The 25,398-nt window shown below is 72.7% G+C and carries 22 protein-coding genes and 1 riboswitch; of the genes, 13 read left to right on the top strand and 9 right to left on the bottom strand.

Annotation, left to right across the window (positions count from 1 at the left end; genetic code table 11):
- A partial coding sequence (locus ACW69E_RS23150) for an ABC transporter ATP-binding protein (RefSeq protein WP_457500206.1) occupies positions 1-1,931 on the bottom strand: 1,931 nt, incomplete at its 3' end.
- Between the two features lie 164 nt (positions 1,932-2,095).
- Here ACW69E_RS23150 and ACW69E_RS23145 point away from each other — a divergent pair.
- Positions 2,096-2,404 (top strand): hypothetical protein, encoded by a 309-nt coding sequence (locus ACW69E_RS23145; RefSeq protein WP_206349579.1) that lies wholly within the window; start codon positions 2,096-2,098, stop codon positions 2,402-2,404.
- A 54-nt stretch (positions 2,405-2,458) separates the two neighbouring features.
- Here ACW69E_RS23145 and ACW69E_RS23140 read toward each other — a convergent pair whose 3' ends face one another.
- Both ACW69E_RS23140 and ACW69E_RS23135 read right to left on the bottom strand, forming a co-directional pair.
- Positions 2,459-3,037: an ATP-binding protein gene (locus ACW69E_RS23140; RefSeq protein WP_457500205.1), complete on the bottom strand. Its 579-nt coding sequence runs from the start codon at positions 3,035-3,037 to the stop codon at positions 2,459-2,461.
- A gap of 185 nt (positions 3,038-3,222) precedes the next feature.
- Positions 3,223-3,990, bottom strand: a complete 768-nt coding sequence (locus ACW69E_RS23135) for an enoyl-CoA hydratase/isomerase family protein (RefSeq protein WP_457500204.1) — start codon at positions 3,988-3,990, stop codon at positions 3,223-3,225.
- 250 nt (positions 3,991-4,240) lie between these two features.
- Here ACW69E_RS23135 and glgX point away from each other — a divergent pair, with 250 nt between their 5' ends.
- From glgX to ACW69E_RS23120, 3 genes are all read left to right on the top strand, one after another.
- Positions 4,241-6,484, top strand: a complete 2,244-nt coding sequence (glgX, locus tag ACW69E_RS23130; RefSeq protein WP_457500203.1) for a glycogen debranching protein GlgX — start codon at positions 4,241-4,243, stop codon at positions 6,482-6,484.
- 103 nt (positions 6,485-6,587) lie between these two features.
- Positions 6,588-6,818 carry an EF-hand domain-containing protein gene (locus ACW69E_RS23125; protein ID WP_457500202.1) on the top strand — a complete coding sequence of 77 codons (231 nt, stop codon included), beginning with the start codon at positions 6,588-6,590 and terminating at the stop codon, positions 6,816-6,818.
- 244 nt (positions 6,819-7,062) lie between these two features.
- Positions 7,063-8,091 carry a hypothetical protein gene (locus tag ACW69E_RS23120; protein WP_457500201.1) on the top strand — a complete coding sequence of 343 codons (1,029 nt, stop codon included), beginning with the start codon at positions 7,063-7,065 and terminating at the stop codon, positions 8,089-8,091.
- A gap of 37 nt (positions 8,092-8,128) precedes the next feature.
- Here the strand turns inward: ACW69E_RS23120 and ACW69E_RS23115 are convergent, their stop codons facing one another.
- The 6 genes from ACW69E_RS23115 to gcvT all read right to left on the bottom strand — a co-directional run bounded on the left by ACW69E_RS23115 (position 8,129) and on the right by gcvT (position 15,267).
- Positions 8,129-8,884 (bottom strand): vWA domain-containing protein, encoded by a 756-nt coding sequence (locus tag ACW69E_RS23115; RefSeq protein WP_457500200.1) that lies wholly within the window; start codon positions 8,882-8,884, stop codon positions 8,129-8,131.
- Between the two features lie 156 nt (positions 8,885-9,040).
- On the bottom strand, positions 9,041-10,081 hold the full coding sequence (locus ACW69E_RS23110) for a glycoside hydrolase family 11 protein (protein ID WP_457500199.1): 1,041 nt from the start codon (positions 10,079-10,081) through the stop codon (positions 9,041-9,043).
- 570 nt (positions 10,082-10,651) lie between these two features.
- Entirely contained in the window at positions 10,652-12,082 is a 1,431-nt protein-coding gene (locus ACW69E_RS23105) for an L-serine ammonia-lyase (protein ID WP_457500198.1), read from the bottom strand.
- A 192-nt stretch (positions 12,083-12,274) separates the two neighbouring features.
- On the bottom strand, positions 12,275-13,543 hold the full coding sequence (gene glyA, locus ACW69E_RS23100) for a serine hydroxymethyltransferase (protein WP_457500197.1): 1,269 nt from the start codon (positions 13,541-13,543) through the stop codon (positions 12,275-12,277).
- A gap of 74 nt (positions 13,544-13,617) precedes the next feature.
- Complete coding sequence (gene gcvH, locus ACW69E_RS23095) at positions 13,618-13,995, bottom strand: glycine cleavage system protein GcvH (RefSeq protein ID WP_093847526.1); 378 nt, start codon at positions 13,993-13,995, stop codon at positions 13,618-13,620.
- A gap of 144 nt (positions 13,996-14,139) precedes the next feature.
- Positions 14,140-15,267, bottom strand: a complete 1,128-nt coding sequence (gene gcvT, locus ACW69E_RS23090) for a glycine cleavage system aminomethyltransferase GcvT (RefSeq protein ID WP_457500196.1) — start codon at positions 15,265-15,267, stop codon at positions 14,140-14,142.
- A 174-nt stretch (positions 15,268-15,441) separates the two neighbouring features.
- Positions 15,442-15,551, bottom strand: a riboswitch (glycine riboswitch).
- A 335-nt stretch (positions 15,552-15,886) separates the two neighbouring features.
- On the opposite strand from gcvT, the gene ACW69E_RS23085 reads away from it, so the two are divergent.
- From ACW69E_RS23085 to ACW69E_RS23045, 9 genes are all read left to right on the top strand, one after another.
- Entirely contained in the window at positions 15,887-16,483 is a 597-nt protein-coding gene (locus tag ACW69E_RS23085; protein ID WP_457500195.1) for an AAA family ATPase, read from the top strand.
- Positions 16,484-16,597: 114 nt separating this feature from the next.
- On the top strand, positions 16,598-17,377 hold the full coding sequence (locus tag ACW69E_RS23080; RefSeq protein ID WP_457500194.1) for an enhanced serine sensitivity protein SseB: 780 nt from the start codon (positions 16,598-16,600) through the stop codon (positions 17,375-17,377).
- Between the two features lie 203 nt (positions 17,378-17,580).
- Positions 17,581-18,348 (top strand): enhanced serine sensitivity protein SseB C-terminal domain-containing protein, encoded by a 768-nt coding sequence (locus tag ACW69E_RS23075; protein WP_457500193.1) that lies wholly within the window; start codon positions 17,581-17,583, stop codon positions 18,346-18,348.
- 203 nt (positions 18,349-18,551) lie between these two features.
- Positions 18,552-20,219 carry an ABC transporter substrate-binding protein gene (locus ACW69E_RS23070; protein WP_457500192.1) on the top strand — a complete coding sequence of 556 codons (1,668 nt, stop codon included), beginning with the start codon at positions 18,552-18,554 and terminating at the stop codon, positions 20,217-20,219.
- Positions 20,220-20,309: 90 nt separating this feature from the next.
- Positions 20,310-21,314: an ABC transporter permease gene (locus ACW69E_RS23065; RefSeq protein WP_457500191.1), complete on the top strand. Its 1,005-nt coding sequence runs from the start codon at positions 20,310-20,312 to the stop codon at positions 21,312-21,314.
- Entirely contained in the window at positions 21,314-22,267 is a 954-nt protein-coding gene (locus ACW69E_RS23060; RefSeq protein WP_457500190.1) for an ABC transporter permease, read from the top strand. Before ACW69E_RS23065 ends, ACW69E_RS23060 begins: the two co-directional genes overlap by 1 nt.
- Positions 22,268-22,271: 4 nt before the next feature.
- Positions 22,272-23,438 carry an ABC transporter ATP-binding protein gene (locus ACW69E_RS23055; RefSeq protein WP_457500189.1) on the top strand — a complete coding sequence of 389 codons (1,167 nt, stop codon included), beginning with the start codon at positions 22,272-22,274 and terminating at the stop codon, positions 23,436-23,438.
- Positions 23,435-24,553, top strand: a complete 1,119-nt coding sequence (locus ACW69E_RS23050) for an ABC transporter ATP-binding protein (protein WP_457500188.1) — start codon at positions 23,435-23,437, stop codon at positions 24,551-24,553. The genes ACW69E_RS23055 and ACW69E_RS23050 overlap by 4 nt, the downstream gene beginning before the upstream one ends.
- Before the next feature lie 121 nt (positions 24,554-24,674).
- The gene (locus ACW69E_RS23045; protein WP_457500187.1) at positions 24,675-25,340 is read left to right on the top strand and encodes a trimeric intracellular cation channel family protein; all 666 of its coding nucleotides are present in this window, start codon (positions 24,675-24,677) and stop codon (positions 25,338-25,340) included.
- The last annotated feature ends 58 nt before the right edge of the window (positions 25,341-25,398 follow it).

Raw genomic sequence — 25,398 nt, 5'->3', positions numbered from 1 at the left:
CGCTCCTCCTCGTACTGCTCGTGCCGCTCGCCGGACATCAGACGGCGGTACTCCGCGCTGGAGCGCAGCAGTTCGGCGTGGGTGCCGACGGCGGCGATCCGGCCCCGCGACAGCAGCGCGACCCGGTCGGCCAGCAGTACCGTGGAGGGCCGGTGCGCCACCACCAGGGCGGTGGTGCCGGCCAGCACCTCGCGCAGGGCGGCCTCCACCAGCGCCTCGGTGCGGACGTCGAGCGCGGAGAGCGGATCGTCCAGCACCAGGAAGCGGGGGCGGCCCACGACGGCGCGCGCCAGCGCCAGCCGCTGGCGCTGCCCGCCGGACAGACTCAGCCCCTGCTCGCCGACCTGGGTGTCCAGCCCCTGCGGCAGCGCCGCGGTGAACTCCTCGGCCTGGGCCACCCGCAGGGCACGCGCCAGTTCCTCCTCCGCGCTGTCCGCAGCCCCCATCAGCACGTTCTCGCGCACGGAGGCGGAGAAGAGCGTGGCCTCCTCGAAGGCCACGGCGACCAGCGAGCGCAGCTCCTCGCGGGACATAGCGGCGATGTCCCGGCCGTCGAGGGTGATCCGGCCGGACGTCGTCTCGTGCAGCCGGGGGATCAGGGCGGTGAGAGTGGTCTTGCCGCTGCCGGTGGCGCCGACCAGGGCCATGGTCTCGCCGGAGCGTATGTGCAGATCGACGCCGTCCAGGACGGGCGGGGCCTCCGGCGGGGTGTCGGGATGGCGGAAGACCACACCTTCGAAGCGCAGGCCGTCCCGAACGGTCCCGATCTCCCCGGCCTTCTCCGCTTTCCCGGCCTCCCCGGTCTTCCCGCGCGGGGCGGGGGAGGGGCGCTCGGCGGCGAGGACGTCCGGCGGCACCGGCTCGTCCAGCACCTCGAAGTAGCGGTCGGCCGCCGTCGCCGCCTCGTTGCTCATGGCGATCAGGAAGCCGATCGACTCCACCGGCCAGCGCAGTGCCAGGGCCGTGGTGAGGAAGGCGACCAGGGTGCCCGCCGACAGCTCGCCGTCGGCCACCTGGACCGTGCCCCACACCAGAGCTGTGCCGATGGCCAGTTCCGGCAGCGCCGTGATGACCGCCCAGATGCCCGCCAACAGCCGTGCCTTGTGCAGTTCGGTGCCCAGCAGCCGCCGCGAGAGCTCGCGGAAGGCGCGGGCCTGGCTGCGGTGGCGGCCGAAGCCCTTGATGATCCGGATGCCGAGGACGGCCTCCTCCACGACCGTGGTCAGATCGCCGATCTGGTCCTGGGCCCGGCGGGCCTGGAGGGAGAACCTCGTCTCGAAGACCGAGCAGAACACCACCAGCGGCGCCACCGGGGCCAGCAGCACCAGCCCCAGTGTCCACTCCTGGGACAGCAGCACGGCGAAGCCGACGACGATGGTGGTGCCGTTCACCAGCAGGAAGGTGAGCGGGAACGCCAGGAAGATGCGGATCAGATGCAGGTCGCCCGTGGCGCGCGACAGCAGCTGCCCGCTCGCCCAGCGGTCGTGGAAGGCGACCGGCAGTCGCTGCAGGTGCCGGAACAGGGCGGCGCGCATCGACGCCTCGACCCCGGCCAGCGGGCGGGCCACCAGCCAGCGCCGAAGCCCGAACAGCGCGGCCTCCAGCACACCGACGGCCAGCAGCAGCGCGCCGCCCAGCCACACCCCGCCCGTGTCGCGTCCGGCGATCGGCCCGTCGACGATCCACTTCAGGATCAGGGGGATGACCAGGCCCAGGCAGGAGGCGAGGACCGCGATGAAGGCCGCCGTGAACAGCCGGGCCCGCACCGGGCGGACGAAGGGCCACAGCCGCAGCAGCGAGCGTACGGCGGAACGGCCTTGCCGCCCTGCGAGCGCGGCCGGGGCCGAGGCGTCCGGGCCGCCGGGGCCGGAGCCGCCGGGTTCTGGGTGCGGGGGGTCGGGACGCGGTGGACTGGCGGCGGTGGCAGACATCACGAGTGAGACTACGGTTCACCACTGACAGGGCACACTCGGTTTTCCGCCGTAGGACTGACGGCCGAGCCCGCCCGGCCGAAGCCCCGCGCGGCCGGGTCCCGTACCGCCCGCACCGACAGGCCGCGGGCGGTGTGTCGGTGCGGGCACTTACGCTGCCCGGTATGAGTCAGGCAGAACTGAGAGAGCTGCGGGCCGCGCTGCATACCGCGTCCGACATCGTCTTCACGCTGGACGGCGAGCCCTCGGCGGAGCAGGCGGAGCAGCTGACCGACGCGCTGCGCCGGGCGCTGGACGCGGCCCGGTCGCTGGGCGAGGACCGCGGTGGCACGGGCTGCCGGGAGCATCCGCGCGGGGCGGTCGATCCGCTCTACGGGGACAAGGACGATCCGCTTCCGCCGGGCTGGGGGCGGTGCCTGCTGTGCAACGACCGGCGGCGCCGGGCGGGCGCGCGGCGGTACGCCGCACGCTGAGGTGAGCGGGAGCCGGGGGCCGGGAGCCGGGTGCGGACGGTGGGCCGGCGCCGGTCAGGGCTCCTCGTCCCGCAGTTCGAACCAGGTCGTCTTGCCGAGCGGCAGCAGGTCCACGCCCCAGCGGTCGGAGAGGTGGTCCACCAGGAACAGTCCGCGTCCGCTGACGTCGAACTCGTGGACGGGCAGCAGACAGGGCAGCCCGCGCGAGGGGTCGCGCACCTCCAGGCGGATCCGGCCGCGCTGCCGCCGCAGCCGCAGCCCCAGGGACTGGGCCCCGGTGTGCCGTACGGCGTTGCCGACCAGTTCGGAGACGAGCAGCACGGTGTCCTCGGCCAGGGACTCGGGCAGTCCCCAGCGGTCCAGCAGGACGGACCGGACCAGCCGGCGCGCGGTGCGCGCGGACTCGGGGCGGTTGGGCAGCCGCACCTCCGCGGTGGCCGGGTCGCCGAACTCGGCCGTCTCGGCGGGCTCGGCGGGTTCGCCGAGCGGGCCGGTGCCGGCGAACGGATCGGTCCCGGCGAACGACCCGGCCCCGGTGAACGATCCGGCCCCGCCCGGCCCGTCGTCGGGGACCGCGGGGGCCGGTTCCTCCCCCGGTGCCGATGACATGTGCGCCGTGTTCGCTCCCGCCATGGGCCAATCATGGCCGCGAAACGGCCGCCGTGCGGCCGTACAGCGCGAATTCACGGCCGGCGGCGGGCCGTTCGGGTCGCGCCGTGCCGTACGCGCACCGGTTGTGTGCGCCAGGGGTGGAGCGCGGAACGGCTCGCGCGCCGTTCCGCGCTCCCTGCGCTCCGGCCGCTTCCGGCGGCCGGGCGTCAGCGGAACTTCGCCTTGCCCGGCCCCTCCTCGACGAAGCTGCGCATGCCGATCTCGCGGTCCTCGGTCGCGAACAGCCCGGCGAACCAGGTGCGCTCGATCGCCAGCCCGGTGTCGATGTCCGCCTCCAGCCCGGCGTCGACGCACTCCTTGGCGGCGCGCAGGGCGATCGCCGGACCGGCTGCCAGCCTCGCCGCCCAGGCGTGCGCCTGCTCGTAGACCTCGGCCGCGGGCACGACCTTGTCCACCAGACCGATGGCCAGGGCCTCGTCCGCCTTCACCTGGCGGCCGGTGAAGATCAGGTCCTTGGCCCTGGAGGGGCCGACCAGCCGGGACAGCCGCTGGGTGCCGCCGGCGCCGGGGATCAGCCCCAGCAGGATCTCGGGCTGCCCCAGCTTGGCGTTGTCGGCGGCGATCCGGATGTCGGCGCACAGCGCCAGCTCGCAGCCGCCGCCCAGCGCGTAGCCCGTCACCGCGGCCACCACCGGCTTGGGGATGCGGGCCACGGCGGTGAAGGAGTCCTGCAGACCGCGGGACCTGGCGACCATGGCCGCGTGGTCCATCTCGCGCATCTCCTTGATGTCCGCGCCCGCCGCGAACACCTTCTCCCCGCCGTAGATCACCACGGCCCGTACGTCGTCGCGGTGCGTCGCCTCCTCGGCCAGCTCGCGCAGCCGGTCCTGGGTGGCGATGTCCAGCGCGTTCATGGGGGGACGGTTCAGTCGGATGGTGCCGACGCCCTCGGCGACCTCAAGAGTCACAGTCATGGGGGCAGGTTAGCCCCCGTTAACGCCGCGCGGTCCGCCGCCTCCCGGCCGCACGCCCCCCGCCCGGCCCCGGTCCGGCCTCACCCGGCCGGAGCAGCGTGGTGGAAAGAAGACGATCACAAGGGTGAGGCGGGCGGCCGAACGGGAACACTCCTGCCAGACCCGGGCACCGGGCCCGTGCGGCAGGCGTGCCGCGCGGGCCCCGAACCCGCCCCCGCCGCGAGCCGCCGGAGGCCACAACGTGTCGGACGTGTCGAGCGCACCCGAACAGCACACGCGCCGGGAGCCCCGGTACGCCGGGGCCCCCGCGACCCCTGCGGCCGCCCCCACCGTCTGGCCCGGCAGCCCCCAGCCGCTGGGAGCCCGCCACCACATCGGCCCGGGCGGGGTGGCGGGCACCAACTTCGCCCTGTGGTCGGCCGGCGCCGAGGCCGTCGAGGTCTGCCTCTTCGACGACGACGGCAACGAGACCCGCTGCCCGCTGACGGAGCACACCCAGGAGATCTGGCACGGCTTCGTCCCCGGAGTCGGCCCGGGGCAGCTCTACGGCTACCGGGTGCACGGCCGCTGGGACCCGTGGACGGGCGCCCGCTGGAACCCGGCCAAGCTGCTGCTGGACCCGTACGCCCGCGCGGTGGACGGCGAGTACGCCCTGCCGCCGGAGGTCTACGGACACGTCCGCGACTGGCCGCAGCGGCAGCTGGCCGACACCGTGCGCGACGAGAGGGACTCGGCGCCGTACGTGCCCAAGGGCGTCGTCGTCGACTCGGCCCTCGGAGCCGGGCCGGGAGGCGGGGACGAGTGGGCCGAGGACCGCCGCCCCAAGACCCCCTGGGCCGACTCGGTCATCTACGAGCTGCACGTGCGCGGCTTCACCATGCGCCACCCCGGCGTCCCGCCCGAGCTGCGCGGCACCTACGCCGGACTGGCGCACCCGGCCGCGATCGAGCACCTGGTGAAGCTGGGCGTGACGGCGGTGGAGCTGCTGCCGGTGCACCAGTTCGCGCACGAGGACCACCTGCTCCGCCGCGGCCTGCGCAACCACTGGGGCTACAACTCCATCGGCTACTTCGCGCCGCACGCCGCGTACGCCGCCGGCGGAACGCGCGGCCGGCAGGTGGGGGAGTTCCGGAAGATGGTCCGGGCGCTGCACGCCGCCGGGATCGAGGTCATCCTCGACGTGGTCTACAACCACACCGCCGAGGGCAGCGAGCTGGGACCGACGCTCTCCCTGCGCGGCATCGACAACCGCGGCTACTACCGGCTGGCCGACGACCCGCGTCACTACGCCGACTACACCGGCTGCGGCAACACCCTGCACGTCGTCCAGCCCCAGGTGCTGCGGCTGATCACCGACTCGCTGCGCTACTGGGTGCAGGAGATGGGGGTGGACGGCTTCCGCTTCGACCTGGCCGCCGCGCTGGCCCGCTCCATGCACGACGTGGACATGCTCTCCCCCTTCCTCGCGGTCATCGCCCAGGACCCGGTGCTGCGCCGGGTGAAGCTGATCGCCGAGCCCTGGGACGTGGGCGCGGGCGGCTACCAGGTGGGTGCCTTCCCGCCGCTGTGGACGGAGTGGAACGACCGCTACCGCGACACCGTCCGCGACTTCTGGCGCGGCGCCCTGCCGGACGTGCGGGACCTGGGCTACCGGCTGTCGGGCTCCAGCGATCTGTACGCCTGGGGCGGGCGGCGGCCGTACGCCTCGGTCAACTTCGTCACCGCCCACGACGGCTTCACCCTGCGAGACCTGGTGAGCTACGAGCGCAAGCACAACGAGGCCAACGGCGAGGACAACCGCGACGGCACCGACGACAACCGCTCCTGGAACTGCGGCGCGGAGGGCGAGACCGGCGACGAGGCGGTCCTGGCCCTGCGGCGGCGCCAGCTGCGCAACCTGCTGTCCACCCTGCTGCTGTCCACCGGGGTGCCGATGCTGGTGGCGGGCGACGAGATGGGCCGCACCCAGGGCGGCAACAACAACGCCTACTGCCAGGACAACGAGACCGGCTGGGTGGACTGGTCGCTGCTGGCCGAACCCGCCTGGCGCGAGCTGTACGCCCTGACCTCGCGGCTGATCGCGCTGCGCCGCTCCCATCCGGTGCTGCGGCGCAAGGCCTTCTTCTCCGGGCGCGCGCACGGCCCGGAGGGGCTGCGTGACCTGGCCTGGTTCACCGGGAGCGGCCAGGAGATGAGCGAGCCCGACTGGTACGCGCCCGGCGCCACGCTGGGCATGTACCTGTCCGGCCGGGACATCCCGCAGCGCGACGAGCGGGGCGGCCCGGTCGTCGACGACAGCTTCCTGGTCGTCCTCCACGCCGGGCACGAGGACGGGCGCTTCAGGCTGCCGGGACCGCCGTGGGGGCAGGGCTACGAGCTGCTGGTGGACACCGCGCGGGAGGATCAGCGGGAGGAGCCGGGCACGGTCCTCCCGGCGGGGGAGGCGGTCGTGCTTCCGGCACGCTCGGTGCTGGTGTGGCGTGTGCTGCCCTGAGATACCTGCGCTGCCAGAAGATACGCAGGTGGCTCGTGTGACGTGAGTGATGGCCCGTTAGGGTGTGCGCGTCACGACCGCACGAGGGAGGGGACGACAGGCGATGGCCGACATGGAGACCGCGCGCGAGGCGTTCGACCGCTTCGACCTGGACGGGGACGGACTGGTCACCGCGGCGGAGTTCCGCAAGGTACTGGGCGAGCTGGGGGACTACACCCTCACAGTGGACATGGCCCAGACGCTGATCAACCAGCACGACGGCGACGGCGACGGACTGCTGTCCTTCGACGAGTTCTGGCAGGCCCGCCAGAAGGCCGCCACCCGGTCGGCGTAAGGCGGGGCGCGGTCCTCGCGGTACGGCGGGGGCGCGACGCGGCACGGCGGGGCGGCCACCACAGGGAGCAACCCAGGGTGACCGCCCCGCCTTTCTGTGTCATAAGTGGCTTTTGTCGGCTGATGCCCCCAGCGCGACACCGACCGGTGCGGCGGCATCACCGAGCCCGCCGAGCCCGCCGAGCCCGCCGCGCCCCTCTTCCCCGACCGGGGCCGGGCGCGCGGCACGACACGGAAGGACCACGATGCGCACCAGACGCCCAGTCCGCCACCGCTTCGCGCCCCGGACCCCCCGCCCGCTCCGCGCCACCCGCGCCACCCGCGCCACCCGTACCGCCCTGCCGGCCGTGGCCCTGCTCTGCCTCGGTCTCGGCCTCGCGCCGCCGGCCGCCCCGGCCCCCGCTCCCGCCGCGCGTGAGGCGCCCGGCCCCGTCCAGACCTGGGCGGCCGACCTGTCCCGGGTGGACGCCGACGACAGCGGTGTCCGCCACACCGACGGGGAGCTGCGCACGACCGGCGACTACGGCGTCCAGGTCCTGGACCCGCACCGGCTCGACCGGCAGGCCAACCGCGTCCGGGTCAGGCCCGACGCACAGGTGCCCGGCGACGCGGGGATGGCCTTCGACGTCCGCGGCCGCACCGGGAGCGGCCCGTGGACCGAGTGGCGCGAGGCGGGCGACGCCGACGGCGGCACCGCCGTCCTCCCGCGCGCCGTCACCACCGTCCAGGTCCGGCTGGCGATGTGGGATCCCGAGGGCGCGATCCGGCTGCGCGGCCTGGAGGTGAGCGCCGACACCGACCCGGACGCCCGGCCGGAGCCGCAGGAGGCCGCCGCGTACGGCGCCCGTGTCTTCGCCACCCGGATCGGCCTGGTCGGCCGCACCACCGCCAACGGGCACGTCATCCGGAAGAACGACCGCTTCGTGGCCCTGCCCTCCCGCCGGGGCCTGTCGCGCAAGGGAGGCCGGGAGTACTCGGTGCGGGTCTGCGGCCCGGCCCGCTGCGTGACCGCCCCCGTGTGGGACGTCGGGCCCTGGAACATCCGCGACGACTACTGGAACCCGTCCTCGGTGCGCCAGACCTTCCGCGACCTGCCGCGGGGGGTGCCCGAGGCGGAGGCCGCGTACTACACGGGCTACAACGGCGGACGCGACGGGAAGGGCCGCCGGGTGCTCAACCCGGCCGGCATCGACCTGGCCGACGGCACCTTCCGCGACGTCGGGCTGCGCGACAACGGCTGGGTGACCGTCACCTACCTGTGGACGGGCCGCTGACCGCCGCGTGTCCTGCCCTCGTTTCCGGCCGCCCGGGTCAGCGCACGACGCCGCTCTCCCGGGCGGCCCGCAGCCAGTCGGGGAACTCGCCGGTCAGCCGGTCGTACAGCTCCGCGTCGGCTATGGCGCGCGGGTCGGGGCCGACGGCGAAGAACCCGGCGTTGTCCACCACCCTCTTCCCCGGCACGGGCAGGTCGTCCAGCTTCCGCAGGAAACGGAACTCGTCCTCCCCGAACCCGACGAACTGCCAGAAGATCGGCAGGCGCGAGGCCTCGCACAGCACACGCTCGGCGGCGGCCTTCGAGGTGGGGCCGCCGTCGGTCTGGAAGACCACCAGGGCCGGGTCGGTGGAACCGCTCGCCCGGTAGTGCTCGATCACCGCCTCCATCGCGAGGTGGTAGTTGGTGCGGCCCATGTGCCCCAGGGACGAGTGGAGGGCCTCGACGCGCCCGGCGTAGTCCTCCAGCGCCACCTCGGCGCTCCCGTCCACGCCGGTGCTGAAGAAGACCACCGGCACCCGTCCGTCGTCGTCCAGGTGCGCGGCCAGCCCGAGGACCTGCTCGGCCAGGTGCTGGACGGTGCCGTCGCGGTAGTACGGCCGCATCGACCCGGAGCGGTCCAGCACCAGGTAGACCGCGGCCCGCTGCCCCGACAGCCGGTGCTTCTCCAGGCTGACCGCGGCCTGCTTGTACAGGCTCACCAGCCCGGGAGCGGTGGCCTCCACCTTCTCCAGACTGATCGCGGACCCGGACCCGGAACCCGCCCCCGGCCTCTTCACGTAGTCGACGGCCATGACGCCCCCTTCGTACTCGGTGCTGCGGACGCCGAGGTTAACCGAGGCACGGGCGGCGGCAGGACCCCTGTGGACAACCGCCTCCCCCGGAACGCCCTGGCGCGGCGGCCGGGGGCCGCCGCGCCAGGGGTGCGGTGCTCGGAGCGCTGCCGGTGGCTAACCGGCGCTGCAGGAGACCGTTGGCCAGGTCCAGTTGCCGTTGTGTTTGATGGTGACCCCGAAGTTGTTGCCGCTGCCGTTGGGTCTGGCGACCATGACCTGGCTGCTGGGCCAGGTGGCGGTGGTGTTCCAGGTCGACAGGATCGTGGCCGGGGAGGGGACGTTCATCGTCACGGTCCAGTTGCTGGAGCCGGAGACCGAGACGTTGAGGTTGTAGCGGTCGTCCCACCTCTCGCCGGCGGACAGGGTGGCGGTGCAGCCGCCGCCGCCGCCACCGCCGCCGCCACCGCCGCCGCCGCCACCGCCGTCGGAGGTGCCGCCCACGGTGATGTTGGAGCTGCCGCTGCTCTGGTAGCCCTCGGTCGCCATGATCATGTAGTCGTGGCTGCCCAGCTGCATGCCGGCCCGGGCCCAGGCGTCGAAGTGGTTGCCGGTGGTGATGGTGCCGCCGGTCCTCTTCTGCTGCCGGACGCTCCAGTACTGGTCGAAGGTCCTGGTGCCCTCGATGGAGGGCTGGTTGTACCGCGTGGTCTTGTAGATGTCGTACGTGCCGCCGTCGGTGGTGACCGTGCCCCGGTGCTCGCCCGTGGGCCGGTAGGTGCCCCAGTTGTCGACGATGTAGTACTCCACCAGCGGGTTCCTGGACCACCCGTAGAGCGTCAGGTAGGCGTTGCCGGAGGGGTTGAAGCTGCCGGAGTAGGTCACGGTCCGGCGGCCGCCGGTGCTCCAGCCCTTGCCGATGACGAAGTTGCCGGTGTTGCGCCACGAGGTGCTGTAGTTGCCACCGTTCCCCATGGTGGCGGAGACCGTGCCCGGGGCGTCGGTCCAGAACGAGTAGAAGTAGCCGCCGTGGCTGCCCGTCTGGTTCGAGGTGACGGTCTGGGCGTGGGCGGCGCCGGGCGGAAGTGCCAGGGTCGCGAGCAGTGCGGCGCAGGCACTGGCGATGAGCAGTTTCAGCCGGGCGAACCGGCTGTTCCTCGGCAGCAGCCAGGTGCGGCCGGATCTGCGTCTCTTCCGCTGTGCGGGTGCGTCGTGCATGTGCGTGCCTCCTCGTAGGGATCGGCGGCGATGCCGGGCAGCGCGTACGGAGCTGAGGGCTCTGCGGCGGCCGGCCCGGGGCGGGGCCGGCCGCCGCAGAGCCGGTGCCGTACGGCGGCCGTGGGGGTCGATCAGTCGGTCGCCGCACGGCCGGCGACCGAGGGGCCGGGCCACGGCAGGGGTGGCCCGGGTCGACGACGGTCGGGGCCTGTCGACGCCGACAGTGTTGATTCGCTCTGATGGGTTGTCAATGGTTTCCGCAAGGATTACGGAAGGCTCCTGACGCCCTGAATCTTCGCCGAACCGAGTAATCCCTGATCAAATGCCATGCAGAGTGGGCTTTCCTTGGCCGCTTCCGTGGATTGCGTCGATCATGTGGGCGATCAACGAGAGAGATTCGCCGCAACTTCCGGATCTATTCCGGAAGTTGCGGGACCGGATACGGGTCACCCACGGCGTGGACGGGGGACGAGGGGGAACACGACCGTCCCCGGCCCGAGGGACACGGACCGGGGGCGGAACGGGGCGTCGGCCCCTGCGGGCGGACGGGAGTGAGGGCCGGACGCCCCTTCAGCACTCGATGACGTTGACGGCGAGCCCGCCGCGGGCGGTCTCCTTGTACTTGACCTTCATGTCCGCGCCCGTCTCCTTCATCGTCTTGATGGCCTTGTCCAGGGAGACGTGGTGGCGGCCGTCGCCGCGCAGGGACATCCGCGCCGCGGTGACCGCCTTGACCGCGGCCATGCCGTTGCGCTCGATGCAGGGGATCTGGACCAGTCCGCCCACGGGGTCGCAGGTCAGGCCCAGGTTGTGCTCGATGCCGATCTCGGCGGCGTTCTCGACCTGCTCGGGTGAGCCGCCCAGGACCTCGGCGAGACCGCCGGCGGCCATGGAGCAGGCCGAGCCCACCTCTCCCTGGCAGCCGACCTCGGCGCCGGAGATCGAGGCGTTCTCCTTGAACAGCAGGCCGATGGCGCCCGCGGTCAGCAGGAAGCGCACGACGGTGTCGTCGTCAGCCCCGGGTACGAACTCCATGGCGTAGTGCAGAACGGCCGGGATGATGCCCGCCGCGCCGTTGGTGGGGGCGGTGACGACGCGCCCGCCGGCGGCGTTCTCCTCGTTGACCGCCATCGCGTAGAGCGTCAGCCACTCCATGGCACGCGACGCGGCGTCCCCCTCGGCGCGCAGCCGCCGTGCCGAGGCGGCCGCCCGCCGGCGGACCTTCAGGCCGCCGGGCAGGATGCCCTCCCGCGACAGGCCGCGGGCCACGCACTCGCGCATCACCCGCCAGATCTCCAGCAGACCCGCGCGGATCTCCTCCTCGCTGCGCCAGGCCCGCTCGTTCTCCAGCATCAGCGCCGAGACGGACAGGCCCGTCTCGCGGGTGGTGCGCAGCAGTTCGTCGCCGGTGCGGAAGGGGTACTTCAGCACCGTGTCGTCGAGTTTGATGCGGCCGGCCCCGGCCGCCTCCTCGTCCACCACGAAGCCGCCGCCCACCGAGTAGTAGGTCTTCTCCAGCAGCGGCGTGCCGTCGGCGCCGTACGCGGCCAGGGTCATGCCGTTGGCGTGGTACGGCAGCGAGCGGCGGCGGTGCAGCACCAGATCGCGGTCGACGTCGAAGGGGATCTCGTGGCCTCCGTGGGCCTCATGGGCCTCACGGCCCTCGGAGCCGCCCTCGCCGTCGCCCTCCCCGCCGGCGGTGAGCAGGCCCAGCCGGCCCGACTGCCGCACCCGTTCGACCTCCGCCTCCGCGGCCTCGACGTCGACGGTGCGCGGAGAGTGGCCCGCCAGGCCCAGCAGCACGGCCTTGGGCGTGCCGTGGCCGTGGCCGGTGGCGCCCAGGGAGCCGAACAGCTCGGCCCGCAGCGAGGCGGTGCGGTCCAGCACGCCCTCCTTCCGCAGCCGGCGTGCGAACATCCCGGCCGCCCGCATGGGGCCGACGGTGTGGGAGCTGGAGGGGCCGATGCCGATGGAGAAGAGATCGAAGACGGAGATGGCCACGGTGGCGGACTCCCTTGTCTGCTCGTGGTTCGCGGCCCGCCGGGTGCGGCGGGCGTGGGGCCCTGCGGGTGTGCGGGGCGGGACACGGTGTCGGTGGACCGGACGGTCGGGAGGGACCGGGCGGTCGGGATGGACCGGGCGGACCGGGTGCGCCGCCGGCGTGGGCGGCGCACCCGGTGCCGCGCCGGGGGCCTACAGCCCCGGGTACAGCGGGTGCCTGTCGGCCAGCGCGGAGACGCGGCCGGCCAGCTCCTTGGCCTTCGCCTCGTCGAACGAGGGCTTCAGCGCCTCGGCGATGACGTCCGCGACCTCGCGGAAGTCGTCGGCGGTGAAGCCTCGCGTGGCCAGCGCCGGGGTGCCGATGCGCAGGCCGGAGGTGACCATCGGCGGACGCGGGTCGTTCGGGATGGCGTTGCGGTTGACGGTGATGCCGATGGAGTGCAGGCGGTCCTCGGCCTGGCGGCCGTCCAGCTCGCTGTCGCGCAGGTCGACCAGGACCAGGTGGACGTCGGTGCCGCCCGACAGCACGGCGACGCCCGCCTCGGCCGTGTCCGGCCGCGTCAGCCGCTCGGCCAGCAGCTTCGCGCCCTCCAGGGTACGGCGCTGGCGGTCCTTGAACTCCTCCGTCGCCGCGATCTTGAAGGAGACGGCCTTCGCCGCGATGACGTGCTCCAGCGGGCCGCCCTGCTGACCGGGGAAGACCGCGGAGTTGATCTTCTTGGCGTGCTCCTGCTTCGACAGGATCACCCCGCCGCGCGGACCGCCCAGCGTCTTGTGGGTCGTGGTGGTGACCACGTCCGCGTACGGCACCGGGTTGGGGTGGAGACCCGCGGCCACCAGACCGGCGAAGTGCGCCATGTCCACCATCAGCAGTGCGCCCACCTCGTCGGCGATGCGGCGGAAGGCGGCGAAGTCGAGCTGCCGGGGGTACGCCGACCAGCCGGCGATGATCAGCTTCGGGCGGCGCTCCCGCGCCAGCCGCTCGACCTCCTCCATGTCGACCAGGCCGGTGGCGGCGTCGACGTGGTAGGCGACCACGTCGTAGAGCTTGCCGGAGAAGTTGATCTTCATGCCGTGGGTCAGGTGGCCGCCGTGCGCCAGGTCCAGACCCAGGATGGTGTCGCCCGGCTGCAGCAGGGCGAACATCGCCGCGGCGTTGGCCGAGGCGCCCGAGTGCGGCTGGACGTTGGCGGCCTCGGCGCCGAAGAGGGCCTTCACCCGCTCACGGGCGATGTCCTCGATCACGTCGACGTGCTCGCAGCCGCCGTAGTAGCGGCGGCCGGGGTAGCCCTCGGCGTACTTGTTGGTGAGGACCGAGCCCTGGGCCTGGAGAGCTGCGACCGGGGCGAAGTTCTCCGAGGCGATCATCTCCAGGGTGCTCTGCTGGCGGCGCAGCTCGGCGTCGACGGCTGCGGCGACGTCGGGATCGACCTCGTGCAGGGAACTGTTCAGAAGCGACATCCGGGTCTTTCCGATCGTGGTGGGATGGCGGCGGACGGCGGATCCGGGCGCGGAAGGGGCGGACGGGCCGCCGCTCACTCGCCGGTGAAGGCGGCGTACTCGTCGGCGGACAGCAGGTCCGCCGGCTCGTCCGTCACCCGGACCTTGAACAGCCAACCGCCCTCGTAGGGGGCGGAGTTCACCAGCGCCGGGTCGTCCACCACGTCCTGGTTGACCTCGGTGACCTCACCGGTGACCGGCGCGTACAGGTCGCTGACCGACTTGGTCGACTCCAGCTCGCCGCAGGTCTCGCCCGCGGTGACCGTGTCGCCGACCTCAGGGAGCTGCACGAAGACGACGTCGCCGAGGGCGTTCGCCGCGTGCTCGGTGATGCCGATCGTCGAGACGCCGTCCTCGGCGGCCGACAGCCACTCGTGCTCCTTGCTGTAGCGCAGCTGCTGGGGGTTGCTCATGGCGTGATTCTCCTGATCAGGGGTGTGGTGTGAGAAACGGGTCTTGCCAGGTGGGACGGTGTCCCGGGCCGGTGGTGCGGCAAGCGGTCGGTCGGGCGGTACGGCTGGTGGGCGGTACGCGGTGGTACGGAGCGGCCGGGGCCGTCAGCGCTCGCGCCGGTAGAACGGCAGCGCGACGACCTCGTAGGGCTCATGCGTACCGCGGATGTCCACCGCCACACCCCCGGTGCCCGGGGCGGCGTGGGCGGCGTCCACGTACGCCATGGCGATCGGCCTGCCCAGCGTGGGGGAGGGGGCGCCGGAGGTGACCTCGCCGATCACCGAGCCGTCCGCGCCGACCACCGCGTACCCGGCGCGCGGCACCCGGCGGCCGGCGGCGACCAGGCCGACCAGCTTGCGCGGCGGGTTCTCGGCGGCCCGCGCGGCGGCGGCCTCCAGGGCGGCGCGGCCGGTGAAGTCGCCGGGCTTGTCGAACTTCACCACGCGGCCGAGCCCGGCGTCGAAGGGGGTGGTGGAGCGGGCCAGCTCGTGCCCGTACAGCGGCATGCCCGCCTCCAGCCGCAGCGTGTCGCGGCAGGACAGCCCGCACGGCACCAGGCCCTCGTCCGCCCCGGCCTCGGTCAGCGCCCGCCACAGGGTCTCGGCGTCGCCGGGGGCGACGAACAGCTCGAAACCGTCCTCGCCGGTGTAGCCGGTGCGGGCGATCAGCGCCTCCACGCCCGCCACCGTGCCGGGCAGCCCGGCGTAGTACTTCAGGCCGTCGAGGTCGGCGTCGGTGACCTTCGCCAGGACGGCGGCCGCCCGCGGCCCCTGGACGGCCAGGAGGGCGTAGGCGTCGCGGTCGTCGCGCACGGCGGCGCCGGTGAGGCCGGAGGCGCCGAGCCGCTCGGTGAGGGCGTCCAGCACCACCTGGGCGTTGGAGGCGTTGGCGACGACCAGGTACTCCTCGTCGCCCAGCCGGTAGACGATCAGGTCGTCGAGGATGCCGCCGGACTCGTCGCAGATCATGGTGTAGCGCGCCCGGCCCACGGAGACGGCGGACAGATGGCCGACCAGGGCGCGGTCCAGCAGCTCGCCGGCCTGCGGGCCGGTGACGGCGATCTCACCCATGTGGCTCAGGTCGAACAGGCCGGCGCGGGTGCGCACGGCGTTGTGCTCGTCGCGCTCGCTGCCGTAGCGCAGCGGCATGTCCCAGCCTGCGAAGTCCGTCATGGTCGCGCCCAGGGCGCGGTGCACGGCGTCGAGGGCGGTACGGCGGGGGGAATCACTCATGGTCGGCAGGCTCCCAGGCGAGGTGGCGATGTCGTACGAGGACGGCGGGAAGGACACGTCCTCCCCATCTGTCATCGGAACCTGAGAGGTTCGCCGCGAGTCCGCACGGGCGGGCCACGGCTTGCACCTTGGGTGGGACGGCTCCGCTCGGGGCCGCCCGCTTTTCAGATCTGCCTCGTCCACACGGTATCGGGGCCTGAGAGATTCAAGGGAGGACTTGCTCCTTCGGCGCCCCGGAAACCGTCGTTACCAGCGTTTTCCGGGAACTCTCCCGTGCGGACTCGATCGGCCGGTATGCAGTTGACCCGCTCATCATCGCACGCCCGGCGCGCACCGCCCCCGGGCGGGCGCGAAGCCGTGCGGCCGGGCCCGTGACGAGAGGGGTGACGTGACGGGTACGGCACCGTGACACACCTGATGAGCTGCCGTCTTGTCCACCGTCGTCCTTCTTGACACGCTCAGGGTGACGCCGCGAGCACGTGGCGCGAAAGCGGGGAGGGCGTATCCGGTGAGCAGCCTGGAGAGTGCTTGTACGGCACAGGGCGGAGCGCCGCCCCGGCGCAGGGCGGTGCCGGGGAAGGCGGCGCCCGCGGCGGTACCGGCAGCGGTGCCCGCGACGGTGCCGCGGAGAGCGGCGGGGGCCGGCGGACGCGATCTGCGCGGCACCGCGGCGGTGCGGATCCTGCGCTTCCCCGCGGGCGACCGGGTGGTCGTCTCAGGGCTGCCGGGCAGCGGCAAGTCCACCCTGATCCGCCGCGTGGTCGCCGAGGGCGACGCGGTGGTGCGGATCGACTCCCAGGACGTGCGGGAGCGCTGGGAGCGGCGGATGCCCGCCCGGCTGCCGTACGCCGTCTACCGTCCGCTGGTGAGGATCGCGCACTACCTCGCGCTGCGGCGGGCCCTGGCCTCGGGCGCCGGTGTGGTGGTGCACGACTGCGGGGCCCAGGGCTGGGTGCGCCGCTGGCTGGCCCGGGACGCGCGGCGGCGCGGGCGGGCCGTTCACCTGCTGCTGCTGGACGTGCCGCCCGAGGTGGCGCTGGCCGGGCAGGCGGAGCGGGGGCGCGGAGTGTCGGCGTACGCCTTCGCCCGGCACCGGCGGGCGGTGCGCCGGCTGGTGGCGGACGCGGAGGCCGGGCGACTGCCCAGGGGCTGCGTCGCGTCGGTGCTGCTGGACCGGGGAGCGGCGGGGGCACTGCGCGGGGTGGTGTTCGACTGACGTTCGCGCCCGACGCCCGCGACCGGCGTTCGCGTGCCCCGCGCCCCGCGCGCCCGTGAAAGCGTGCGCGGCCGGCGGAGGAGCACACCCGCCCGGTGCCGATAGGGTTTTCCCATGACCATCCCGCAGCAGTACGGACCGGGGCACGGCGGCGGCTGGCCCGGCAACGAGCTGGAGGAGACCCTCGCCGCCTCCCTCGGCGCCCCGGGAGCGGGCGCCCGGCTGCTGGAGGTGCTCGGCCGCAGCAGTCTGTGGGTGCCGCTGCCCGAGGGCGGCTCACCGGCCAGCCCCAACCTCGACCTGCCCACGATCCAGCTCGACGGGGCGCCCTATGTGCCCGTCTTCAGCTCCGAGCAGCAGTTCCGGCAGTGCGCCGGCTCGCATCTGCCCTTCGCCGTCGCGCCCGCGCGGGAGTTCGCCCGGGGTCTGCCGCCGCAGGTGGGCATCGCGGTCAACCCCGACGGCACCGTCGGCGTCCCCCTGCCACCCGAGGCCGTGGCCGAACTGTGCCGCGAGGGCGGGGCCGAGGGGATCCCGGGGACGGCGAGCGGCGCCCGGGTCCGGCTCTTCGAGCCCGACTGGCAGGAGGAGCCGGTGGACTTCCTGGCCGCCGCGGCCGGGGAGTTCGCGGTACTGCCGCAGGTGCGCACCGCACGCCGCGGCCTGGCCAGCGTCGAGGGCGACCCGCCCGCGCTCTTCGTCGGAGTGGAGCTGGACCTGCTGGACCCGCAGGCCCGTGCGGCGGCGCACGACGCGCTCGGCCGCGCGCTGGGCCGGGAGCCGGTGCGGTGGCCGGTGCAGATGGTGCTGCTGGACGCGGCCCAGGACCCGGTCGTGGACTGGATGCGCCAGTGCGTGCGGCCCTTCTACGACCGCCAGGGCCGGACGTACTGACCCCCGGGCCGCCCGGTGCCCCGCCCGGTGCCCCGCGCGGCACCCCGCGTGGCCGCGCCCGGGTGTCCGGCCCGCTCACCCCTGCCCGGAAACGGCCGAGTGGTCCGGGCCCTGTCGGGTGCGGACCGTAAGCTGGTTGGATGTCGGGACGGGACGCGCGCGCGGCCCGGTGAGCGAGGACGACGCGAGAAGGGGCGGCCCACGTGAGCGCGGGTGGAAGCGTTGAGCAGCTGCTGCGGCAGGTGGCGCCCGGGCGGTACGACACCTATGAAGCGCTGTTGGGTGCCCTCGCCTCCGGCCGGGTGTGGATGCTGCTCTGGCACGGCCAGACCGGCTCCCCCGACGCCCAGTACGGGAACATGGAGGTCGCCGGGCACGGCTACGCGCCCTGTGTGACCTCCGAGCACGAGCTGACGGCCTCCGGCTGGACCAGGGCCCACGAGGTGGTCGGCGGGCGCGACATCGCCGCCGCCCTCTTCCCCGACCGCTGGGGGCTGTGGCTCAACCCGCACGCGCCCGGCGGCGGCGTCGGCATCCCCTGGCTGGACCTGCGCCGGATCGCGGGCGGGCTGGAGAGGCTGCCGGCCGGGCCGCTGCGCATCGGCGAACCGACCGTGGACGTACCGCACTTCTACGCCCAGCTGGTGCACAACGCCCACCGCACGCCCGCCGTGCGCACCCTGCGCCGGGCCTGGGTGCAGCCCGCGCTGGGCGCGCCGCGGCTGGTGATCGGGCTCGACCTGTACGACTCCGCGCCGGAGGCGGTGGAGTCGGTGCACTCGATGATGCGGCAGTCGGTGGCCGCGGTGCCGGACGGACTGGCGGTGTCCACGGTGTCGATGTCGGACGAGTACGACCCGGTCGCCATGTGGCTGCGGGCCAACTCCCGTCCCTTCTTCGACCGTGACGCCCACGCCGCCGCCCCGGCGGCGGCTCCCGGACACGGCTACGGCTACCCCCGCCCCTACTGACACGGCCCCTCCGGTGCCGTCCCCGCCTCCTCGGCGGCCGGTGGTTTCGTCCGGTATCAATGCTTTGACCTGCACTGTCGCTGTTTCGGGCGCCAGGGTCTCAGGTCTATATCACCGACATGCGGACAGTTCACACCGATGGTTGGGCGCAGTACTGTTCGGGCGACCAGCAGTCAAACCGTCACCGACCCCTGAGGTGGAACATGCGAATAACCGGTTCCAGGGTCGTCCAGACGATCGCGGCGACCCTCGCGGTTGGTGTGATCGCCACTGGATGTGCCAGTGAACGAGGCGAGAAGGACGAAGGCAAGGGTGGGGAAACCTTCGTCTTCGGCGCCGCCGGAGACCCGGGCTCTCTGGACCCGGCGCTGGCCAGTGACGGTGAGACGTTCCGGGTCACCCGCCAGGCCTTCGAGGCGCTGATCGAGCACGAGCCGGGCGGCACCGAGCTGGTCGGCGGCCTGGCGAAGTCGTGGAAGCCCGACGAGAGCGGCACCGAGTGGACCTTCAACCTCCACGAGGGCGTGAAGTTCCACGACGGCGAGAAGCTCACCGCCGAGGCGGTGTGCAAGAACTACGACCACTGGTTCAACTGGACCGGTACGTACCAGGAGAGCGCGGTCTCCTACTACTGGCAGAAGATCTTCGGCGGCTTCGCGAAGAACGAGCACAAGGACACGCCCAAGGCCAACTACAAGGGCTGCGAGGCGAAGGACGAGCACACCGCCGTCATCAGCGTGCACGAGTCCACCGCCAACCTGCCCGGCGGCTTCTCGCTCCAGGCGCTGGCCATCCACTCCCCGAAGGCCATCGACGCCTACAAGAAGCAGGAGCTGAGCGGCGAGGGCGACGCCATCTCCTACCCCAAGTACAGCCAGGAGGCCGGCACCGTCGCGGGCACCGGCCCCTTCAAGATCGCCAAGTGGGACAAGGGCAACAAGGAAGTCACCCTCGAGCGGTTCGACGACTACTGGGGTGAGAAGGCCGGCGTCGAGAAGCTGGTCTTCCGCACCATCGCCGAGGAGTCCGCGCGCCGCCAGGCGCTGCAGGCCGGCAACATCCACGGCTACGACCTGGTCGCGCCCTCGGACGTGAAGACCCTGGAGAAGGAAGACTTCCAGGTCCCGGTCCGCGGCGTGTTCAACATCTTCTACATGGGCATGTCGCAGGAGGCGAACAAGGCCCTGAAGAAGAAGGACGTCCGCCAGGCGATCACCCACGCCATCGACCGCGAGAACGTCGTCAAGACGCAGCTGCCCGAGGGCGGCGTGGTGGCCACCCAGTTCATGCCGGACACCGTCGACGGCCACTCCGACAAGGTCGCCACCTACGAGTTCGACACGGACAAGGCCAAGGACCTGCTGAAGAAGGCCGGCGAGGAGAACCTCAAGGTCACCTTCTGCTACCCGACCGAGGTCACCCGCCCGTACATGCCCGCCCCGGCCGACATGTTCGAGCTGATGAAGGCCGACCTGGAGAAGGCCGGTGTCAAGGTCCAGCCCAAGCCCATGAAGTGGGCCCCGGACTACATCGACGCCACCGAGGCCGGCACCTGCGACCTGCACCTGCTGGGCTGGACCGGTGACTTCAACGACGCCTACAACTTCATCGGCACCTGGTTCGCCGGCTACGACAAGCAGTGGGGCTTCCGCGACGACAAGGTCTTCGACGCGGTGAAGAAGTCCAGCGCTGAGCCGGACGTCGCCAAGCGGGTGGAGCTGTACAAGAAGGCCAACGAGGCCATCATGGAGTACATCCCGGGCGTCCCGGTCTCCTCCTCCCCGCCGTCCATCGCGTTCGCCAAGGACGTCAACCCCCCGAAGGTCTCCCCGCTGACGCAGGAGAACTTCGCCGAGGTCTCCTTCAAGTAAACGCATGACCGCGCGCAGGTCCGCCCGGCCACGGCATCCGAAGTGGCCGGGCGGACCTGCCCATGAGGACCAAGAAAGGGGCATCGCGGGGTGTTGCGTCTCGTCGTACGAAGACTGCTCCAACTGATACCCACCCTGCTGGGCCTGTCCGTTCTGCTGTTCATCTGGCTGAACCGGCTGCCCGGCGGACCCGCAGCGGCCATGCTCGGCGAGCGTGCGACCGAGGCGGACAGGGCCCGCATCGAGGCGGCCCTCGGGCTCGACCAGCCCGTGTGGGTCCAGTACGGCCGCTTCCTCAGGCGGCTGTCCGAGCTGGACCTGGGCGTCTCCACCCAGACCGGCCAGCCGGTGTGGGACGAGTTCACCCGGGCGTTCCCCGCCACGGTGGAGCTCGGCATCTCGGCCATGATCATCGCCATCGCCGTCGGTATCCCGCTGGGCTACTTCGCCGCCCGCCGGCGCGGCAGCTGGCTGGACGTCACCGCGGTCTCCGGCTCCCTGGTGGGCATCTGCATCCCGGTGTTCTTCCTGGCCTTCCTGCTCAAGGCGCTCTTCGCCGTCAAGCTCGGCTGGTTCCCCAGCTACGGCCGCCAGACCACCGGCATCGACGCCACCGAGGTCACCGGCTTCTACGTCCTGGACGGCATCCTCACCGGCGAGTTCGACGCGGCCTGGGACGCGGTGAGGCACCTGGTGCTCCCGGCCCTGGCGCTCTCCTCGATCCCGCTGGCCATCATCACCCGTATGACCCGGGCCAGCGTGCTGGAGGTGCTCGGCGAGGACTACGTGCGCACCGCCGAGTCCAAGGGGCTGAGCCGCCAGGTGGTGCGCGGCCGCCATGTGCTGCGCAACGCGCTGCTGCCGATCGTCACCGCCGTCGGCCTGCTCACCGGCGGTCTGCTGTCGGGCGCGGTGCTCACCGAGTCGGTCTTCGCCTTCGGCGGCATCGGCTCGTTCATCAAGACCGCCATCGACGAGCGCGACTACCCGGTCCTGGTGGGCTTCATCATGTTCATCGCGGCTGCGTACGTCGTCATCAACCTGCTGGTTGACCTCGCATACAGCCTTATCGACCCGAGAGTGCGGGTGCACTGATGAGCACCAAGACCGACAAGATCGACCGGCTCGCCGAGCTCACCGCCTCCACCGAGACCTCCACGGGCGCCAGTCTGTGGGTCGAGGCCTGGCGCAGGCTGAAGGCCAGCAAGATGGCCGTGATCGGCGCGTGCATCATCGGTGTGTTCGTGGTGGTCGCGATCGTGGGCCCGTGGGTCGCCCCGTACAGCCCCACCGCGCAGCTGTGGCGCGGTGAGGTCCTCACCAACCAGAACGTCTTCGTCGGCCCCCGCGCCGAGAACTGGCTCGGCCTGGACCACCTGGCCCGCGACGAGTTCTCCCGGATGCTGGTGGGAGCCCGCCAGACCCTGCTGGTCGGCATCGTCGCCACGCTGCTGGGCTTCACCGTCGGCGCGCTGATCGGCGGCGCCTCGGGCGCCGCCCTGGTGCTGGGCGGCAAGGCCGGCCGCCGGATCGACACCGCCGTGATGCGTGTCATCGACATCATGCTGGCGCTGCCCTCGCTGCTGCTGGCCGTGTCCGTCGCGGCGGTCCTGGGCCAGTCCCTGACCACCGTGATGATCGCGGTGGGCGTGGTGCAGATCCCCATCTTCGCCCGGCTGCTGCGCGGCGCCATGCTGGCGCAGGGCGGCTCGGACTACGTGCTGGCCGCCCAGGCGCTCGGAGTGCGCAAGCGGCGCATCGCGCTCGGCCATGTGCTGCCCAACTCGCTGAGCCCGGTGATCGTCCAGGCCACCCTGAGCCTGGCCACCGCCATCATCGAGGCGGCGGCGCTGTCCTACCTCGGCCTGGGCAACCCCGACGCCGCCGAGCCGGAGTGGGGCGTCATGCTGGCCCAGGCGCAGAAGTACTTCGACAGCGCACCGATGCTCGCGGTCTACCCCGCGCTGGGCATCATCGTCACCGCGCTCGGCTTCACCCTGCTGGGCGAGGCGATGCGGGAAGCCCTCGACCCGAAACTGCGGAGTTGATCACATGGCCCTGCTTTCCGTGGACGAACTGACCGTCACCTTCACCCAGCGCGGCCGCCGCGACGTGAAGGCCGTGTCGGGGGTGTCCTTCGACGTCGACCAGGGCCAGGTCGTCGGCCTGGTCGGCGAGTCGGGCTGCGGCAAGTCCGTCACCTCGCTGGCCCTGATGGGACTGCTGCCCCCCAGGGGCGTGAGGACCGGCGGCCGTGCCGACTTCGACGGCACCGACCTGCTGACCCTGAGCCCGAAGAGGATGCGCGACCTGCGCGGCTCCCAGATGGCGATGATCTTCCAGGATCCGCTGTCCTCGCTGAACCCGGTGGTCCCCATCGGGATCCAGGTCACCGAGATCCTGGCCCGGCACCGGGGGATGAAGGGCGAGGCCGCCCGCAGGGAGGCCGCCTCGCTGCTGGAGCGGGTCGGTATCCCCGACCCCACCCGGCGGCTGAAGGAGTATCCGCACCAGCTCTCCGGCGGCATGCGCCAGCGCGCCCTGATCGCCATGGCGGTGGCCTGCGCGCCGCGGCTGCTGATCGCCGACGAGCCGACCACCGCGCTGGACGTGACGATCCAGGCCCAGATCCTGGAGCTGCTCAAGGAACTGGTCGACCAGGAGGGCACCGCCCTGCTGATGATCACCCACGACCTGGGCGTGGTCGCCGGCCTGTGCGACCAGGTCAACGTGCTCTACGCGGGCAAGGTGGTGGAGTCCGCCGAGCGGCGCGAGCTGTTCGAGGCGCCGACCCACCCGTACGCCAACGGGCTGCTGGGATCCATCCCCCGGCTCGACGCGCCGCGCGGCGAGCCGCTGAGGCCGGTGCGCGGGTCCATCAACGACACGATCGCCTGGGCTGACGGCTGCGCCTTCGCCCCCCGGTGCGACCACTACACGCTGGAGTGCCTGGAGGGCGCCCCGGAGCTGGGCGAGCCCCGCAAGCCCGGACACCAGGTGCGGTGCGTCAACCCGGTGCTCTCCGGGGGCGCCGCCGATCTGCGCAAGTCCGCGCTGCCCGAGCCGGACGAAGTGCCCGGCGCCGACGCCGAGGCCGAGGGCGGGCCCGCGGGGGACGAGCCGGTGGAGAAGACCGAACCGGTGGAGAGGACCGCCGCGGTGGAGAAGGACGCGGCGGTCGGCACGGCCGGCACGGCCGAGAAGGAGGCCGGAGCATGAGCCTGCTCCAACTGAACGGTGTGAAGGTCCACTTCCCGGTGAAGAAGGGCATCCTCTTCGACCGCACGGTCGGTCACGTCTACGCCGTCGACGGTGTGTCGCTCTCCGTCGAACCCGGTCAGACGTACGGCCTGGTGGGCGAGTCGGGCTGCGGCAAGACCACGCTGGGCCGGGCGGTCCTGCGGCTGGTGGGCATCACCGACGGCGAGGTCGTCTTCGACGGCACCGATCTGGCGAAGCTGCCGGACGAGGAGATGCGCCGCTTCCGCCGCCGGCTCCAGATGGTCTTCCAGGACCCGCTGGGCAGCCTCAACCCCCGGCAGAACATCGAGTCGATCCTCTCCGAGGGCATGGAGGCCCACGGCATCGGCGCGGACCAGGCCGAGCGCCGCGAGAGGATCCGGAAGATCCTGGCGAGGGTCGGGCTGCCGGCAGGCGCGCTCTCCCGCTACCCGCACGAGTTCTCCGGCGGGCAGCGCCAGCGCATCGGCATCGCCCGTGCGCTGGTCCTGGAACCGGACGTGATCATCTGCGACGAGCCGGTCTCCGCGCTGGACGTCTCCATCCAGGCGCAGGTGATCAACCTGCTGGAGGAACTCCAGAAGGAGATGGGGCTGACCTATGTGGTCATCGCCCACGACCTGGCCGTGGTGCGGCACATCTCCGACGTCGTCGGGGTGATGTACCTGGGCTCGCTGGTGGAGGAGGCGCCCAGCGACACGCTGTACGCCGAGCCCCGGCACCCGTACACCCGGGCGCTGATGTCGGCCGTGCCGGTGCCCGACCCGGAGGTCGAGGACAACCGCGAGCGCATCCTGCTCACCGGTGACCTGCCCTCCCCGGCGAACCCGCCGGCGGGCTGCCGCTTCCACACCCGCTGCCCGTGGAAGCAGGACACGCTCTGCGCGACCGACCGCCCCGAGCTGCGCGACCTGGGCGGCGGGCACAGGGTGGCCTGCCACTGGGCCGAGGAGATCGCCGACGGCCGGATCAGCCCCACGCACAACGCGGCCCAGGTCGTCCCGGCCGGGCACGAGGGGCACGGCGGGCACGCCGAGCACTCCGAGCCGGCCGAGGCCGTGAAGACGGAGAAGGCCGCGACCGCGGCCGAGTGAGCCGCGCGCCGTGCTCTTCGGCGCCCCGGGCGCCGCGTATCGCCCCCGCACCGCCCGCCTCCCGCCCGATGGGCGCGGAGGCGGGCGGTGCGGCGCCTGCGGCACCTGTTACAACCGGGGGGTGGATCTGTTCACCCCTTCCGTCCAGCACTGGCTCGACCTGGCCGGGATCTTCGTCTTCGCCGTCTCCGGCGCGCTGCTCGCCGTCCGCAAGAACTTCGACGTCGTCGGCATGGCGCTGCTGGCCTCGGTCACCGGGCTGGGCGGCGGGCTCTTCAGGGACCTGGTGATCGGGGCGGTGCCCCCGGCCGCCTTCACCGACCTCGGCTATCTGCTGACCCCGCTGGCCGCCACGGTGCTGGTCTTCTTCCTCCATCCGCAGGTGGAGCGGATCAACCGGGCGGTGATGGTCTTCGACGCGGCCGGGCTCGGCCTGTTCTGCGTCACCGGCACGGTCAAGGCGTACGCCTACGGGCTCGGCCTGACCGCCTCGGTCGTCATGGGGCTGGCCACGGCCGCCGGCGGCGGCGTGCTGCGCGACGTCCTGGCCAACGAGGTGCCCTCACTGCTGCGCTGGGACCGGGAGGTCTACGCCGTGCCGGCCGTCGTCGGGGCGGCGGCGGTGGCGCTGCTGATCAGGGCCGGGGAGCTGAACGGGGTGACCAGCGGCGCGGCGGCGGCCCTCGCCTTCGTCCTGCGGCTGCTGGCCCTGCGCTACAACTGGCGCGCGCCGAGGGCCTGGCACCGCCGCAGCCGGCGGACCGAGGAGAACGAGGAGGGGGGCTGAGCGGATGCCCGGGCAAGCGGGGGACGGCCCTGACGCGACTTGGCTACTAGCCGGTAAT

This window comes from Streptomyces sp. SS8, from assembly GCF_054072955.1.
The sequence above is the reverse complement of the archived record's forward strand: the minus strand, read 5'-3'. Positions and strand labels throughout refer to the sequence as shown.

Bases quoted from the DNA above. Each gene is read 5' to 3' on its own strand.
- ACW69E_RS23145 (WP_206349579.1), top strand. From the start codon at position 2,096: ATGAGTCAGGCAGAACTGAGAGAGCTGCGGGCCGCGCTGCATACCGCG.
- ACW69E_RS23140 (WP_457500205.1), bottom strand. From the start codon at position 3,037: ATGGCGGGAGCGAACACGGCGCACATGTCATCGGCACCGGGGGAGGAA.
- ACW69E_RS23135 (WP_457500204.1), bottom strand. From the start codon at position 3,990: ATGACTGTGACTCTTGAGGTCGCCGAGGGCGTCGGCACCATCCGACTG.
- ACW69E_RS23125 (WP_457500202.1), top strand. From the start codon at position 6,588: ATGGCCGACATGGAGACCGCGCGCGAGGCGTTCGACCGCTTCGACCTG.
- ACW69E_RS23120 (WP_457500201.1), top strand. From the start codon at position 7,063: ATGCGCACCAGACGCCCAGTCCGCCACCGCTTCGCGCCCCGGACCCCC.
- ACW69E_RS23115 (WP_457500200.1), bottom strand. From the start codon at position 8,884: ATGGCCGTCGACTACGTGAAGAGGCCGGGGGCGGGTTCCGGGTCCGGG.
- ACW69E_RS23110 (WP_457500199.1), bottom strand. From the start codon at position 10,081: ATGCACGACGCACCCGCACAGCGGAAGAGACGCAGATCCGGCCGCACC.
- glyA (WP_457500197.1), bottom strand. From the start codon at position 13,543: ATGTCGCTTCTGAACAGTTCCCTGCACGAGGTCGATCCCGACGTCGCC.
- gcvH (WP_093847526.1), bottom strand. From the start codon at position 13,995: ATGAGCAACCCCCAGCAGCTGCGCTACAGCAAGGAGCACGAGTGGCTG.
- gcvT (WP_457500196.1), bottom strand. From the start codon at position 15,267: ATGAGTGATTCCCCCCGCCGTACCGCCCTCGACGCCGTGCACCGCGCC.
- ACW69E_RS23080 (WP_457500194.1), top strand. From the start codon at position 16,598: ATGACCATCCCGCAGCAGTACGGACCGGGGCACGGCGGCGGCTGGCCC.
- ACW69E_RS23070 (WP_457500192.1), top strand. From the start codon at position 18,552: ATGCGAATAACCGGTTCCAGGGTCGTCCAGACGATCGCGGCGACCCTC.
- ACW69E_RS23060 (WP_457500190.1), top strand. From the start codon at position 21,314: ATGAGCACCAAGACCGACAAGATCGACCGGCTCGCCGAGCTCACCGCC.
- ACW69E_RS23055 (WP_457500189.1), top strand. From the start codon at position 22,272: ATGGCCCTGCTTTCCGTGGACGAACTGACCGTCACCTTCACCCAGCGC.
- ACW69E_RS23050 (WP_457500188.1), top strand. From the start codon at position 23,435: ATGAGCCTGCTCCAACTGAACGGTGTGAAGGTCCACTTCCCGGTGAAG.